The organism is Enterobacter cloacae complex sp. CDL013 (genome assembly GCF_049238805.1).
Taxonomy (GTDB): Bacteria; Pseudomonadota; Gammaproteobacteria; order Enterobacterales; family Enterobacteriaceae; genus Enterobacter; species Enterobacter hormaechei_C.
The window spans coordinates 147,353-163,380 of record NZ_JBMKGT010000004.1; the positions used below are offsets into that span (position 1 = coordinate 147,353).

11 protein-coding genes are annotated in these 16,028 nt (G+C 58.6%); 9 read left to right on the forward strand and 2 right to left on the reverse strand.

Features of this window, described 5'->3' with window-relative positions:
* Positions 1 to 23: 23 nt before the first annotated feature.
* Genes thiB through thiQ form a run of 3 tightly spaced genes read left to right on the forward strand, consistent with a single transcriptional unit; the run spans position 24 to position 3,278 of the window.
* Positions 24 to 1,007 carry a thiamine ABC transporter substrate binding subunit gene (gene thiB, locus ACOTXD_RS09035; RefSeq protein ID WP_003856391.1) on the forward strand — a complete coding sequence of 328 codons (984 nt, stop codon included), beginning with the start codon at positions 24 to 26 and terminating at the stop codon, positions 1,005 to 1,007.
* A complete protein-coding gene (gene thiP / locus ACOTXD_RS09040) occupies positions 983 to 2,593 on the forward strand; it encodes a thiamine/thiamine pyrophosphate ABC transporter permease ThiP (RefSeq protein ID WP_003856395.1) in 1,611 nt (536 codons plus the stop codon). The genes thiB and thiP overlap by 25 nt, the downstream gene beginning before the upstream one ends.
* The gene (gene thiQ / locus ACOTXD_RS09045; protein ID WP_032608486.1) at positions 2,577 to 3,278 is read left to right on the forward strand and encodes a thiamine ABC transporter ATP-binding protein ThiQ; all 702 of its coding nucleotides are present in this window, start codon (positions 2,577 to 2,579) and stop codon (positions 3,276 to 3,278) included. Before thiP ends, thiQ begins: the two co-directional genes overlap by 17 nt.
* Before the next feature lie 478 nt (positions 3,279 to 3,756).
* Here thiQ and ACOTXD_RS09050 read toward each other — a convergent pair whose 3' ends face one another.
* Together ACOTXD_RS09050 and araC are read right to left on the reverse strand one after the other, a co-directional pair.
* Positions 3,757 to 4,524 carry a DedA family protein gene (locus ACOTXD_RS09050; protein WP_023324146.1) on the reverse strand — a complete coding sequence of 256 codons (768 nt, stop codon included), beginning with the start codon at positions 4,522 to 4,524 and terminating at the stop codon, positions 3,757 to 3,759.
* 118 nt (positions 4,525 to 4,642) lie between these two features.
* Complete coding sequence (araC, locus tag ACOTXD_RS09055; protein WP_003856402.1) at positions 4,643 to 5,488, reverse strand: arabinose operon transcriptional regulator AraC; 846 nt, start codon at positions 5,486 to 5,488, stop codon at positions 4,643 to 4,645.
* 337 nt (positions 5,489 to 5,825) lie between these two features.
* Between araC and araB the strand changes: the two genes are divergently transcribed.
* The 6 genes from araB to rluA all read left to right on the forward strand — a co-directional run bounded on the left by araB (position 5,826) and on the right by rluA (position 16,010).
* Positions 5,826 to 7,535, forward strand: a complete 1,710-nt coding sequence (gene araB, locus ACOTXD_RS09060; protein ID WP_022650387.1) for a ribulokinase — start codon at positions 5,826 to 5,828, stop codon at positions 7,533 to 7,535.
* Positions 7,536 to 7,545: 10 nt separating this feature from the next.
* A complete protein-coding gene (araA, locus tag ACOTXD_RS09065; protein WP_003856405.1) occupies positions 7,546 to 9,048 on the forward strand; it encodes an L-arabinose isomerase in 1,503 nt (500 codons plus the stop codon).
* Between the two features lie 86 nt (positions 9,049 to 9,134).
* The gene (gene araD / locus ACOTXD_RS09070) at positions 9,135 to 9,830 is read left to right on the forward strand and encodes an L-ribulose-5-phosphate 4-epimerase (RefSeq protein WP_061856021.1); all 696 of its coding nucleotides are present in this window, start codon (positions 9,135 to 9,137) and stop codon (positions 9,828 to 9,830) included.
* A gap of 116 nt (positions 9,831 to 9,946) precedes the next feature.
* The gene (gene polB, locus ACOTXD_RS09075; protein WP_061856020.1) at positions 9,947 to 12,304 is read left to right on the forward strand and encodes a DNA polymerase II; all 2,358 of its coding nucleotides are present in this window, start codon (positions 9,947 to 9,949) and stop codon (positions 12,302 to 12,304) included.
* Between the two features lie 127 nt (positions 12,305 to 12,431).
* Complete coding sequence (gene rapA, locus ACOTXD_RS09080; protein WP_032608482.1) at positions 12,432 to 15,338, forward strand: RNA polymerase-associated protein RapA; 2,907 nt, start codon at positions 12,432 to 12,434, stop codon at positions 15,336 to 15,338.
* 12 nt (positions 15,339 to 15,350) lie between these two features.
* Positions 15,351 to 16,010: a bifunctional tRNA pseudouridine(32) synthase/23S rRNA pseudouridine(746) synthase RluA gene (gene rluA / locus ACOTXD_RS09085; RefSeq protein WP_003856412.1), complete on the forward strand. Its 660-nt coding sequence runs from the start codon at positions 15,351 to 15,353 to the stop codon at positions 16,008 to 16,010.
* Positions 16,011 to 16,028: the final 18 nt, after the last annotated feature.

Below are 16,028 nucleotides of genomic sequence, written 5' to 3' on the forward strand. Positions count from 1 at the left end.
GCCACTCAACCCTGAGGTGCAAAGTGTTAAAAAACGTTCTTCCTCTGCTGGCGCTGTTTGCGCTGCCTGTTTTTGCTAAGCCTGTTCTGACGGTCTACACCTACGACTCCTTCTCCGCCGACTGGGGCCCTGGCCCGGTGGTAAAAAAAGCCTTTGAAGCGGACTGCAACTGCGAGCTGAAATTCGTGGCGCTGGAAGATGGCGTCTCGCTGCTTAACCGGCTGCGCATGGAAGGCAAAAACAGCAAAGCCGACGTGGTGCTCGGGCTGGATAACAACCTGCTGGAAGCCGCCACCCAAACCAGACTGTTCGCCAAAAGCGGCGTGGCGGCAGATGCCGTTAACGTACCGGGCGGCTGGAAAAACGACACCTTCGTTCCCTTTGATTACGGTTACTTTGCGTTTGTCTACGATAAAAACAAGCTGAAGAATCCGCCCAAAAGCCTGAAAGAGCTGGTCGAAAGTGACCAGAAATGGCGCGTGATTTACGAAGATCCGCGTACCAGCACGCCGGGTCTGGGGCTGCTGCTGTGGATGCAAAAAGTTTACGGGGATAAAACGCCGGAAGCGTGGCAGAAGCTGGCCGCGAAAACCGTTACCGTCACCAAAGGCTGGAGCGAAGCCTATGGCCTGTTCCTGAAAGGCGAAAGCGACCTGGTGCTGAGCTACACTACCTCTCCGGCCTACCACATTATCGCCGAGAAGAAAGACAACTACGCCGCCGCGAACTTTGCTGAAGGGCATTATTTGCAGGTGGAAGTGGCCGCCCGCACCGCCGCGAGCAAACAGCCGGAGCTTGCCGAAAAATTCCTGAAATTTATGATCTCCCCGGCATTTCAGAACGCTATTCCGACCGGCAACTGGATGTACCCGGTCACTGACGTTGCGCTGCCGGCAGGCTTTGAGCAGCTAAACAAGCCGCAAACCTCACTGGAATTTACGCCGCAGCAGGTTGCCGCCCAGCGCGCCGCATGGATTAGTGAATGGCAACGCGCCGTCAGCCGCTGATCCCCGGCTGGTTAGTTCCCGGGCTGCTCGCCGCCGTACTGATGGTCGTCGTCAGCCTGGGTGCATTCCTTGCGCTGTGGTTTAACGCGCCAGAGAGCGATCTGCTCGCCCTCTGGCACGACAGCTATCTCTGGCACGTCATCCGCTTCTCCTTCTGGCAGGCGTTTCTCTCCGCGCTGCTGTCGGCGATCCCGGCCATTTTCCTTGCACGCGCCCTCTATCGCAGACGTTTCCCCGGCAGGCTTGCCCTGCTGCGGCTGTGCGCGATGACGCTGATCCTGCCCGTGCTGGTGGCGGTGTTCGGCATTCTGAGCGTCTACGGTCGGCAGGGCTGGCTGGCATCCCTCTTCAACCTGCTTGGTCTGGAATGGACCTTCTCCCCTTACGGCCTGAAAGGCATTCTGCTGGCGCATATTTTTTTCAATATGCCGATGGCGACGCGCCTCTTTTTACAGGCGCTGGAAAACATTCCCGGTGAGCAGCGTCAGATTGCCGCCCAGCTTGGCATGCGCGGCTGGTCGTTCTTCCGCTTTGTCGAATGGCCGTGGCTGCGACGCCAGATTGCTCCGGTTGCCGCGCTAATCTTTATGCTCTGCTTCGCCAGCTTCGCGACCGTACTTTCTCTCGGCGGCGGGCCGCAGGCCACCACCATTGAGCTGGCGATCTATCAGGCCTTAAGTTACGACTACGATCCGGGCCGCGCCGCGCTGCTGGCGATCGTGCAGATGGTCTGCTGCCTGGCGCTGGTGTTACTCAGCCAGCGGCTAAGTAAAGCGATCCCCACAGGTAGCAATAACCTGACAGGCTGGCGCGATCCGCAGGACAGCCTGCACAGCCGCGTCGCGGATTTTATGCTAATCGCATTGGCACTCCTGCTTCTGCTGCCCCCGCTGCTGGCCGTTATTGTTGATGGCCTGAATCGCAATGTGTTGTCGGTACTGCAACAGCCTGTCCTGTGGCAAGCAACGTGGACCTCATTGCGCATCGCGCTGGCTGCCGGGCTACTGTGCGTGATCCTGACCATGATGCTGCTCTGGAGCAGCCGCGAACTGCACGCGCGTCATGCCCGTAAAGCCGGACACGCGCTGGAACTGACGGGTATGCTGATCCTGGCGATGCCGGGCATTGTGCTGGCGACCGGATTCTTTTTACTGTTTAACAGCACCATCGGCCTGCCGGAAAGCGCCGACGGCATCGTCATTTTTACCAACGCACTGATGGCCATCCCTTACGCGCTCAAGGTGCTGGAAAACCCGATGCGCGACGTCAATAGCCGCTACAGTTTGCTGTGTCAGTCGCTGGGCATGCAGGGCTGGCAGCGTCTGAAGGTGGTCGAACTGCGCGCGCTAAAGCGTCCGCTGGCCCAGGCGCTGGCGTTTGCCTGCGTGCTGTCGATTGGCGATTTTGGCGTTGTGGCCCTCTTCGGCAACGAGGATTTCCGCACGCTGCCGTTCTGGCTTTATCAGCAAATTGGCTCCTATCGTAGCCAGGACGGCGCCGTCACGGCGCTACTCCTGTTGCTGCTGTGCTTTGCGTTATTTACCGTTATCGAAAAACTTCCGGGGCGTGATGTTAAAACTGACTGATGTAACCTGGCTTTATGAGCACCTGCCAATGCGTTTTACCCTCTCCGTTCGTCAGGGAGAGCGAATCGCAGTGCTTGGCCCCAGCGGGGCCGGAAAAAGTACCCTGCTCAATCTGATTGCCGGTTTTTTACAGCCTGCCAGCGGGTCGATCGTCATTGATAATGGCGAGTATACCTACGCTCCGCCAGCTAAGCGCCCGGTGTCGATGCTGTTCCAGGAAAACAATCTGTTCAATCATCTTACGGTGTGGCAGAACATCGCGCTGGGTATGGATCCGGGGTTGAAGCTCAATGTTGCGCAGCGTCAGACGCTGGAGGCGATCGCCGAACAAATGGGCCTGGCTGCGTTTATCAACAGACTACCGGGTGAGCTTTCCGGCGGCCAGCGCCAGCGCGTGGCGCTGGCGCGCTGCCTGGTGCGCAAGCAGCCGCTGCTGCTGCTCGATGAACCCTTTTCGGCGCTCGACCCCGCTCTGCGTCAGGAAATGCTCTCGCTGGTTGAGGAGGTTTGCGAGCGCGAACAACTGACGATGCTGATGGTTTCGCATAGCATCGAAGATGCCGCACGCATCGCGCCGCGATCGGTGGTGATCGCGGAGGGACGTATTTTGTGGGATGGGGAAACAGAAGAACTTCTGAGTGGTAAGGCGGGGGCATCTTCACTTTTAGGTATTCGTGAGGTCTGATGCCCTCACCCTTGCCCTCTCCCACAGGGGAGAGGGATCACCAGTAATTTGAAAGCAAAAGCGATAACGTTGCCTTCAGAATAACTGAGGGCTTTCAGCGATGCCCTGGTCCGGCTGTAAATCGCTGAGGCGTTTCCTGTAGGCCGGGGCGAGGCGCAGGGATGCGCCGAGAGGGCGTGGCCTGCATGGATGCAGGCTCATGCCCGACCCGATAGCCTGAAGGAATAAGCCGAAGGTACCGCGAAGCGGCGATTTTCCGCCGGGAGCTCGGGTCGCCAAGGGTGGTGGCGACTGAGCCACCCTGGCACGTTCACCGGCCATGTCGTGACAGAGTAGCAAGGAACATATAGTGAACGGAATGACCACCAGAGCCGTATGTTCCCCCTCACCCCAGCCCTCTCCCTCAAGGGAGAGGGGGCCGTCTGTGCAGGCATTATTTTGTGGGGAACCCTCAGCCCACAGGGAGAGGGAAAACACCTTAACGGCTCACCACCTTTAACAGGATCTCGCCGTACACCGGCATCAGCGGGTGGCGGATCAGCGCGATCAGCGCCACCACGGCCACCCCCAACGTCAGCGGGGCCAGCCAGAGCAGGCGAGTGCGCGGAAGATAGCGCGTCAGACGATCAACACTGGCTTTCGCGCTGCGCCACAGGCGCCAGCAGAGCCAGACCGCCAGCCACAGCAGCACCGCCGTGCCCAGCAGCAGCCATTTAAACTCACCGCTTTGCATACCGTCAGGAATATCAATCGCCGCGCCCGCCAGGATACCCGGCAGGAAGTAGAACGGCGGCCAGAAGACGCAGCCGATGATATTCGGCACCACAAACTTCGCGACGGGCAGATCCAGCATCCCGGCCACCATCGGCACCAGCGGACGCGTTGGGCCAACGAAGCGCCCCACGAGGATGGTGAACATGCTGTGCTGGTGCAGCGCATGCTCGGTTTTATCCAGCAGCGCTTTGTTTTTTTTCATGAACGACCAGCGGTGCAGCGGCTTCTTAAAGCGCCAGCCCAGCCAGAAGGAGATCCAGTCCCCCAGCAAACAGCCGATAATACCGGCCATCCACGCCTGCCAGAAATTGACCTCGCCGCTGCCGATAAGCGCCCCAAGCCCCGCCATCATCACGGTGCCGGGCAGGATCAGCCCGACCAGCGCCAGCGACTCCAGAAATGCCACCAGCGCCACGGCGATGAGCGAATACATAACGGACTGGGTAATAAAATGTTCCAGCAATGCCTGCATAACTATTCCGGTCAGAAAACGAATCAGCGATTCTGCTTAGCGCCCTGCACCGCGTCAAGGCATCAATTGTCTGAATAGTTTACAAGATGCGCCTGAAGTTCACCTGAATGTTTACCGATTATTCACATCCCGCACGGAATTCGCTCGGGCTGGCACCGGTGCACTTCTTAAACACGCGAGAGAAATAGAGCTGATCTTCAAAGCCGACGTTACGCCCGACGGTGGCGATAGGCATTCGGGTGGTGCTGAGCAGCAGTTTCGCCTGGCTGATGCGCTGATCCTCGCGCCAGCTGAGTACGCTCACGCCAAGCTGCTGGCGGAACAGATGCGACAGCCGTGACGGCGACAGGCACACATGCTGGGCGACGCTGGCAATATCAAACTGGCTGTCGGCAAGGTGGTCGCTGATGTACTGGCAGGCGTCGCGGACGCGGTTGTCCAGCGGCGGATTAAGCGACTCGTTGATGGCCTCCATGCGGCGCAGCAGCACCTGTTCAAGCAGGTTGATGGCCAGCAGTTCGGCGTAGCGCCCGCCCGCCTGCCCTGCCTCAATAATCTGTGCGAACAGCTCACGGAACTGCGCCAGATGCGCCTCATCCGGGCGATATAAACCGGTATGGGCGAAAATGGCCGGCCACGAGAGCCACTCCTGCCAGTAGGCGCGCGGACGGAAATAGACCCACTGGTGATACCACTCTTTGGCATCCGGGTGGCGCCCGTAGTGATGGATCTCCCCCGGCGGGAACAGCAGCATATCACCGGGGCGGCAGATAAACTGTTGATCCCCATTTTTGACGACGCCTTCTCCGCGTACGGTCAGGTTCAGGATATATCCCTTCATGCCAAGAGGGCGATCGACGTAAAAATCGAGATATCCCTCGGCCTCAATTGGCGTCAGTCCCGCCACCAGATGGGCGTTAAATGAGTAGCCCGGCAGTAAGGGATCGTTTTGCGGTTCGGCCATAGATTCAGTTCTCCCAAGGGTCCTGAAGGAAACCAATTGTCCATATCGATAAAAGCAGTATAAAAATGGCCCGCGAAAAGATCCAAAAAGCATCACGCCTCTTTTACGTCCGCCATGTTTCAGCCTTTCCCGCTGATTTCTCCGCCAGCACGGGCGGATAAGCAGTAACAAAAGTGTCTATAAGTGCGGCAGAAATGTCCACATAGAATATTTGCACGGCGTCACACTTTGCGTGGCTACAGCAATTTAGTCCATAAGATTAGCGGATCCTGCCTGACGATTTTTGTCCCTAGTCTCTAATGTTCTTCCATACCTGTTTTTTGGATGGAGCAACACCATGGCAATTGCAATTGGCCTCGATTTTGGCAGCGACTCAGTTCGCGCGCTGGCAGTGGACTGTACGACTGGCCAGGAGATAGCAACCAGCGTTGAGTGGTATCCGCGCTGGCAAGAGGGGCGCTACTGCGATGCGCCAAACAACCAGTTCCGTCACCACCCGCGGGACTACATCGAGTCGATGGAAGCGGCGATCAAAACCGTTCTGGCGGAGTTGACCGACGCCCAGCGGGCCGATGTCGTGGGGATTGGCGTCGACAGCACCGGCTCAACGCCTGCCCCTGTCGATGCCGAAGGCCGCGTACTGGCGCTGCGACCGGAGTTTGCCGACAACCCGAACGCCATGTTTGTGCTGTGGAAAGACCATACCGCCGTGGAAGAGGCGGAAGCCATCACCCGCTTATGCCATCAGCCGGGCAAAACTGACTACTCCCGCTACATCGGCGGGATTTACTCCAGCGAGTGGTTCTGGGCCAAGATCCTGCACGTTACCCGCGCGGACGCGTCGGTCGCACAGGCAGCGGCGTCATGGATTGAGCTGTGCGACTGGGTTCCCGCCCTCCTCTCCGGCACCACGCGTCCGCAGGATATTCGCCGCGGCCGTTGCAGCGCCGGGCATAAATCGCTGTGGCATGAAAGCTGGGGTGGTCTGCCTCCGGCAGCGTTCTTCGATGAACTCGACCCGATCATCAACAAAAACCTGACATACCCGCTGTTCACCGACACCTTCACCGCCGATATCCCGGTCGGCACGCTCTGCGAAGAGTGGGCGAAACGCCTCGGTCTGCCGCAAAACGTGACCATTTCCGGCGGCGCGTTCGACTGCCATATGGGGGCCGTGGGCGCGGGTGCGCAGCCCAACACGCTGGTGAAAGTTATCGGCACCTCCACCTGTGACATTCTGACGGCAGATAAAGCCAGCGTCGGCGACCGCGCGGTGAAAGGCATCTGCGGCCAGGTTGACGGCAGCGTGGTGCCTGATTTTATCGGCCTTGAAGCGGGCCAGTCCGCCTTCGGTGATATCTATGCCTGGTTTGGCCGCGTGCTCGGCTGGCCGCTGGATCAGCTGGCTGCCGCGCATCCTGAACTGAAAACGCAGATTACGGCGAGCAAAAAACAGCTCCTGCCGCAGCTCACCGACGCCTGGGCAAAAAATCCGTCTCTCGACCACCTGCCGGTGGTGCTGGACTGGTTCAACGGCCGTCGTACGCCGTTTGCCAACCAGCGTCTGAAAGGAGTGATTACCGATCTCAACCTCGCGACCGACGCGCCCGCGCTGTTTGGCGGCCTGATCGCCGCCACCGCGTTCGGCGCGCGCGCCATCATGGAGTGCTTCATCGACCAGGGCATTGACGTGAACAACGTGATGGCGCTGGGCGGGATCGCCCGTAAAAATCCGGTGATTATGCAGGCCTGCTGCGACGTGCTGAACCGGCCGCTGCAAATTGTGGCCTCCGATCAGTGCTGTGCGCTGGGTGCCGCGATTTTCGCTGCCGTGGCCGCAGGCGTCCATGCGGATATCCCGACCGCGCAACAGCATATGGCGAGCGCCGTCGAAAATACGCTCCATCCGCAGACTCAGCAGGCACAACGCTTTGAACAGCTTTATCAGCGCTACCAGCAATGGGCAAAAAGCGCCGAACTTCACTATCTCCCTGTCGCCGCCCCGGCCAAAAGCACCGCGGACACTACGGCAACCCTGACACATTAAGGACACGATAATGACCATTTTTAATAATTATGAAGTGTGGTTTGTGATTGGCAGCCAGCATTTGTACGGACCGGAAGCGTTGCAGCAGGTGACGAAACACGCGGAGCACGTTGTGAATGCGCTGAACGCGGAAGCCAAACTGCCGTGCAAACTGGTGCTGAAGCCGCTGGGGACTACCCCGGACGAAATCACCAACATTTGCCGCGATGCCAATTACGATGACAAATGCGCTGGCCTGGTGGTGTGGCTGCACACCTTCTCACCAGCCAAAATGTGGATCAACGGCCTGGCTATCCTCAACAAACCGCTGTTGCAATTCCACACGCAGTTCAACGCCTCCCTGCCGTGGGACAGCATCGACATGGACTTCATGAACCTGAACCAGACCGCGCACGGCGGCCGCGAGTTCGGCTTCATCGGCGCGCGCATGCGTCAACAGCATGCCGTGGTGACCGGCCACTGGCAGGATGGCCAGGCACAAAAACGCATTGGCTCCTGGATGCGTCAGGCGGTATCTAAGCAGGATACCCGTCACCTGAAAGTGGTGCGTTTCGGCGACAACATGCGCGAAGTGGCGGTCACCGACGGTGATAAAGTGGCCGCGCAGATTAAATTTGGCTTTTCCGTCAACACCTGGGCGGTGGGCGACCTGGTGCAGGTGGTGAATGACATCAGCGATGGCGACGTTAACGCGCTGGTGGACGAGTACGAAAGCAGCTACCGTCTGACGCCTGCGGCACAAATCAACGGCGACAAGCGCCAGAATGTGCTGGACGCGGCGCGCATTGAGCTGGGCATGAAGCGCTTCCTGGAACAGGGCGGCTTCCACGCTTTTACCACCACCTTTGAAGATCTCCACGGCCTGAAACAGCTCCCGGGTCTGGCGGTACAACGTCTGATGCAGCAGGGCTACGGCTTTGCGGGCGAAGGCGACTGGAAAACTGCCGCTCTGCTTCGCATCATGAAGGTGATGTCAACCGGTCTACAGGGCGGCACCTCTTTTATGGAGGACTACACCTACCACTTCGAGAACGGCAACGATCTGGTGCTCGGCTCGCACATGCTGGAAGTGTGTCCATCCATCGCGGTTGAAGAGAAACCGATCCTCGACGTGCAGTACCTCGGCATTGGCGGCAAAGCGGATCCGGCCCGTCTGATCTTCAACACCCGTACCGGCCCGGCCATTAACGCCAGCCTGATCGACCTCGGCGACCGTTTCCGCCTGCTGGTGAACTGCGTCGATGCGGTGGAAACTCCGCATTCTCTGCCGAAACTGCCGGTCGCCAACGCCTTGTGGAAAGCGCAGCCTGACCTGCCAACCGCGTCGGAAGCCTGGATCCTGGCCGGCGGCGCGCACCACACCGTATTCAGCCACGCGCTTGACCTGAACGATATGCGTCAGTTTGCCGAGCTGCACGACATCGAACTGACCGTGATTGATAACGATACCCGTCTGCCAGCCTTTAAAGACGCGCTGCGCTGGAACGAAGTCTATTACGGTTCAAAACGCTAAGCCCTGAATGCCCGGTGGCACTTCGTTTACCGGGCCTACGCTCCTGTAGGCCGGATAAGCGCAGCGCCATCCGGCAGGAGACGACAATGTTAGAAGATCTCAAACGTCAGGTACTCGAAGCCAACCTGGCGCTGCCAAAACATAACCTCGTAACCCTGACCTGGGGCAACGTCAGCGCCGTTGACCGGGAAAAAGGGGTGTTCGTGATCAAGCCTTCCGGCGTGGATTACACGGTAATGACCGCAGAAGATATGGTGGTGGTCAGCATCGAAACGGGTGAAGTGGTTGAAGGCAATAAAAAGCCCTCCTCCGATACGCCAACCCATCGCCTGCTCTACCGCTCATTCCCAACCATCGGCGGGATTGTGCATACCCATTCGCGTCACGCGACCATCTGGGCGCAGGCGGGCCAGCCTATTCCGGCCACCGGCACCACCCACGCGGACTACTTCTACGGCACCATTCCCTGCACACGTCTGATGACCGATGCGGAGATCAACGGTGAGTACGAATGGGAAACAGGGAACGTGATTGTCGAAACCTTCGAAAAACAGGGAATCGACGCGGCGCAAATGCCCGGCGTGCTGGTGCACTCCCACGGCCCGTTTGCCTGGGGTAAAAACGCAGAGGACGCGGTGCACAACGCGATCGTGCTGGAGGAAGTCGCCTACATGGGGATCTTCTGCCGCCAGCTTGCGCCGCAGCTGCCGGATATGCAGCAAACCCTGCTGGATAAGCATTACCTGCGTAAGCACGGCGCGAAGGCGTATTACGGGCAATAGATTGTAGGCCGGATAAGCGCAGCGCCATCCGGCTAAACAGACACTGTATAAAACCCCAGCAAACACCCATCAACCAGGCTATAATCAGGCCTGGTTTTGTTTTATGGGATATCGGCGTGACGCAGGCGCAAGAAGGCTTTTTACTGACCAGACACTGGCGGGATACCCCTCAGGGTACTGAGGTTGAATTCTGGCTGGCAACGGACAACGGCCCGCTAAACGTTACGCTCCCGCCGCAGGAGTCCGTGGCCTTTATTCCTGAAGCTCACGTCGAGAAAGTGAAGCAACTGCTGCACGGCGAAAACAACTGGCGCCTTACGCCGCTTCAGCTGAAAGATTTCCACCGCCAGCCGGTTTACGGCCTCTATTGCCGCGCCCATCGCCAGTTAATGCGCTATGAAAAACTGCTCCGTGAAGCGGGCGTGACGCTTTACGAGGCCGACATTCGCCCGCCTGAACGCTTTCTGATGGAGCGGTTTATCACCGCCCCCGTCTGGGTAGATGGCACCGCGCAAAATGGCAGGATCGTTAACGCGCGTCTCAAGCCTAGCCCGAATTATCGCCCCCCGCTCAAGTGGGTCTCGCTGGATATCGAAACCACCCGCCACGGCGAACTGTACTGCATTGGTCTGGAAGGCTGTGGGCAGCGGGTTGTCTATATGCTCGGGCCGCCAAACGGCGATGCGTCCGCGCTGGATTTTAATCTGGAGTACGTCAACAGCCGCCCGCAGCTGCTGGAGAAGCTTAACAAGTGGTTTGCCGAGCACGATCCGGATGTTCTGATCGGCTGGAACGTAGTGCAGTTTGACCTGCGCGTGCTGCAAAAACATGCCGAGCGTTACCGTATCCCGCTGATGCTGGGGCGCGGCAACAGCGAGCTGGAGTGGCGTGAGCATGGTTTTAAGAACGGTGTTTTCTTCGCGCAGGCTAACGGTCGCCTGATTATCGACGGCATCGAGGCGCTGAAATCCGCCTTCTGGAACTTCTCTTCCTTCTCGCTGGAAGCGGTCGCCCAGGAACTGCTCGGCGAAGGTAAATCCATCGACAATCCCTGGGACCGAATGGACGAGATCGACCGGCGCTTTAATGAAGATAAACCCGCGCTCGCCACCTATAACCTGAAAGATTGCGAGCTGGTGACGCAGATCTTCCACAAAACCGAGATCATGCCCTTCCTGCTGGAGCGGGCGACGGTGAACGGCCTTGCGGTCGACAGGCACGGCGGCTCGGTAGCGGCCTTCAGCCACCTCTATTTCCCGCGGATGCACCGGGCGGGCTATGTCGCCCCTAACCTCGGCGACGTGCCGCCGCAGGCCAGCCCCGGCGGTTACGTGATGGATTCACGGCCCGGGCTGTATGACTCGGTGCTGGTGCTGGATTATAAAAGCCTGTATCCGTCCATTATCCGCACGTTTCTGATTGATCCGGTGGGGCTGGTGGAGGGGATGGCGCAGCCAGACGATGCGCACAGCACCGAAGGTTTTCTTGGAGCACGCTTCTCGCGGGAAAAACACTGCCTGCCCGAAATTGTGGGAAACATCTGGCACGGCCGCGATGAGGCCAAGCGCCACGGCAACAAGCCGCTCTCACAGGCGCTGAAAATCATTATGAACGCCTTTTACGGCGTGCTGGGTACCAGTGCCTGCCGCTTCTTTGATCCCCGTCTGGCGTCGTCCATCACCATGCGCGGGCACGAGATTATGCGCCAGACCAAAGCGCTGATTGAATCCCGGGGCTATGATGTGATTTATGGCGATACAGACTCCACCTTTGTCTGGCTGAAAGCCGCCCATTCGGAAGACGACGCCGCACAAATCGGCAAAGATCTGGTCGCCTTTGTGAACGACTGGTGGCGCGAAAGTTTGCAAAAAGAGCGGTTAACCAGCGCGTTAGAGCTGGAGTTTGAAACCCATTTTGCCCGCTTTTTAATGCCGACCATTCGCGGAACCGACCAGGGCAGCAAGAAGCGCTACGCCGGGCTGATTCAGGAAGGTGACACGCAGCGGATGGTGTTTAAAGGGCTGGAGACAGTGCGCACCGACTGGACGCCGCTGGCACAGCAGTTCCAGCAGACGCTCTACCTGCGGGTGTTCCGCAATGAGCCTTATCAGGATTATGTGCGCGACACCATCGCCAGCCTGATGGCGGGTGAACTGGATGACCAACTGGTGTATCGCAAGCGCCTGCGCCGCCCCCTGGCCGAATATCAACGTAACGTTCCTCCCCACGTACGCGCCGCGCGGCTGGCGGATGAAGAGAACGTTCGCCGGGGCCGTGCGCCGCAGTATCAGAACCGGGGAACGATCAAATACGTCTGGACCACTAACGGCCCGGAACCCGTTGATTACCAGCAGTCTCCGCTTGATTACGATCACTACCTGACCCGCCAGCTTCAGCCGGTTGCGGAGGGAATTTTACCGTTCATCAATGACGACTTTGCTACACTAGTGACAGGACAACTTGGGCTATTTTGACGCGTGACGAAACCGTTGCCATCCAGTACCATAGCGCCCTTTCCATTCCCGGACCCATTTTTCGATGACCGTCTTTTTTGACGGGGTCGAACTATTGCCTGCAATTAAAGATTAGAGCCGAACAACTATGCCTTTTACACTTGGTCAACGCTGGATCAGCGATACAGAAAGCGAACTTGGATTAGGAACCGTCGTTGCCGTCGATGCGCGCATGGTTACCCTCCTTTTCCCTGCTACCGGTGAAAACCGCCTGTACGCTCGCAATGACTCCCCTGTTACCCGCGTAATGTTCAATCCGGGCGACACCGTGACCAGCCACGAAGGCTGGCAGCTGAAGGTTGAAGACGTAAAAGAAGAGAATGGACTGCTCGCCTACATCGGTACGCGTCTTGATACCGACGAGACGAATGTTATCCTGCGTGAAGTGCTGCTCGACAGCAAACTGGTTTTCAGCAAGCCGCAGGACCGTCTGTTTGCCGGGCAAATCGACCGAATGGATCGCTTCTCTCTGCGCTACCGCGCGCGTAAGTTCCAGAGTGAACAGTACCGCATGCCGTGGAGCGGCCTGCGCGGTCAGCGTACCAGCCTTATTCCCCATCAGCTGAATATCGCCCATGACGTGGGCCGTCGCCATGCGCCTCGCGTGCTGCTGGCTGACGAAGTGGGCCTGGGTAAAACCATCGAAGCAGGCATGATCCTGCACCAGCAGCTGCTCTCTGGCGCTGCCGAGCGCGTGCTGATTGTGGTGCCGGAAACGCTGCAACATCAGTGGCTGGTCGAGATGCTGCGCCGCTTTAACCTGCGCTTCTCCCTGTTCGACGACGAGCGCTATGCTGAAGCCCAGCACGACGCGGAGAACCCGTTTGAAACCGAACAGTTGGTCATTTGTTCCCTGGACTTCGTGCGCCGCAGCAAGCAACGCCTGGAGCATCTGTGCGACGCTGAATGGGATCTGATGGTCGTCGACGAAGCACACCACCTCGTCTGGAGCGAGGACGCGCCAAGCCGCGAATACATGGCGATTGAGCAGCTTGCCGAGCGCGTACCGGGTGTTCTGCTTCTGACCGCCACCCCGGAGCAGCTGGGTCTTGAGAGCCACTTCGCCCGTCTGCGCCTGCTCGATCCGAACCGTTTCCACGATTTTGAGCAGTTTGTGGAAGAGCAGAAAAACTATCGTCCGGTGGCGGACGCCGTCGCGCTGCTGCTGGCCGGTAATCGTCTCTCTAATGATGAACTTAACACCCTCAGCGATCTTATCGGCGAGCAGGATATTGAGCCGCTGCTTCAGGCCGCGAACAGCGACAGCGATAATGCGGGATCTGCGCGTAAAGAGCTGATCGACATGCTGATGGACCGCCACGGCACCAGCCGCGTGCTGTTCCGTAACACCCGTAACGGTGTAAAAGGCTTCCCGAAACGCGAACTGCACACCATCAAACTGCCGCTGCCGACCCAGTACCAGACGGCGATCAAAGTCTCCGGCATTATGGGCACCCGTAAATCTGCGGAAGATCGCGCGCGCGACATGCTCTATCCGGAGCAGATTTATCAGGAATTTGAAGGCGACACTGGCACCTGGTGGAACTTCGATCCGCGCGTGGAGTGGTTGATGGGTTATCTGACCGCGCACCGTTCCCGGAAGGTGCTGGTGATCTGCGCCAAGGCAGCCACCGCCCTGCAACTTGAACAAGTGCTGCGCGAGCGCGAAGGTATTCGCGCCGCCGTGTTCCATGAAGGCATGTCTATTATCGAGCGCGACCGCGCTGCGGCGTGGTTTAGTGAAGAGGACAGCGGCGCGCAGGTTCTGCTGTGCTCCGAAATCGGTTCTGAAGGCCGTAACTTCCAGTTCGCCAGCAATCTGGTGATGTTCGATCTGCCGTTTAATCCGGATCTGCTTGAGCAGCGTATCGGCCGTCTGGATCGTATCGGTCAGGCGCACGATATTCAGATCCACGTTCCGTATCTGGAGAAAACCGCCCAGTCCGTTCTGGTTCGCTGGTACCACGAAGGCCTGGATGCGTTTGAACATACCTGCCCGACCGGCCGCACCATTTACGATCAGGTGCATGCAGACCTGATCGGTTACCTTGCGGCGCCGGAAAACACCGAGGGCTTTGATGAGCTGATCAAATCCTGTCGAGAGAAGCACGACGCGCTGAAAGCCCAGCTGGAGCAGGGGCGCGATCGCCTGCTGGAGATCCACTCCAACGGCGGTGAAAAAGCGCAGCAGCTGGCCGAAAGTATTGAAGAACAGGACGATGACACCAGCCTGATTAGCTTCTCCATGAACCTGTTCGACATCGTCGGCATTAACCAGGACGATCGCGGCGAGAACATGATCGTGCTGACCCCGTCCGATCATATGCTGGTGCCGGATTTCCCGGGCCTGCCGGAAGACGGCTGCACCATCACCTTTGAGCGTGATGTGGCGCTGTCCCGCGAAGACGCACAGTTCATCACCTGGGAGCACCCGCTCATCCGCAATGGCCTGGATCTGATCCTCTCAGGCGATACCGGCAGCAGCACCATCTCCCTGTTGAAGAACAAAGCCTTACCTGTGGGCACGCTGCTGGTGGAGCTGATCTACGTTGTGGAAGCGCAGGCGCCGAAACAGCTTCAGCTTAACCGCTTCCTGCCGCCAACCCCGGTGCGTCTGCTGCTGGATAAAAACGGTACGAACCTGGCCGGTCAGGTGGAGTTTGAAAGCTTCAACCGTCAGCTGAGCGCGGTGAACCGCCATACCGGCAGCAAGCTGGTGAATGCGGTGCAGCAGGACGTGCATGCCATTCTGCAACTGGGTGAAGCCCAGGCCGAAAAAGCGGCCAGAGAACTGATCGATGCGGCGCGTAGCGAAGCCGATGAGAAGCTTTCTGCCGAGCTGTCGCGCCTGGAAGCGTTGAAAGCGGTGAACCCGAACATTCGTGACGATGAGCTGGCCGCTATTGAGAGCAATCGCCAGCAGGTGCTGGAAAGCCTGAATCAGGCGGGGTGGCGTCTCGACGCCCTGCGTCTTATCGTTGTGACGCATCAGTAAGCGGAGCGCAAGATGGTAATGGAGCCCTACAATCCCCCGATGGATCCGTGGCTGGTCATTCTGTATCAGGATGAGCACATTATGGTGGTTAACAAGCCGAGCGGCTTGTTATCCGTGCCGGGGCGTCTGGAAGAGCATAAAGACAGCGTGATGACGCGTATCCAGCGTGATTATCCCCAGGCCGAGTCTGTCCATCGTCTGGATATGGCGACCAGCGGCGTGATTGTGGTGGCTCTGAATAAAGCGGCAGAACGCGAGCTGAAGCGTCAGTTCCGCGAGCGCGAGCCGAAGAAGCAGTATGTCGCGCGCGTCTGGGGTCATCCGGCGCAGGCGGAAGGGCTGGTGGATTTACCGCTGATTTGCGACTGGCCGAACCGGCCAAAGCAGAAGGTGTGTTATGAAACCGGCAAGGCCGCGCAAACCGAGTATGAAGTGCTGGAGTACGCGCCTGATAACACCGCGCGCGTCCTGCTAAAGCCGATTACCGGGCGCTCCCACCAGCTGCGTGTGCATATGCTTGCGATGGGTCACCCGATTCTGGGGGACAGATTCTATGCGCCGCCAGAAGCGCTGGCCTTAGCGCCGCGCCTGCAACTGCATGCGCAGACGCTCACCATTACCCACCCTGCTTTCGGCAACGCCATGACGTTCAAAGCCCCGGTGGACTTCTGAAAAAATGGCCCGACACTG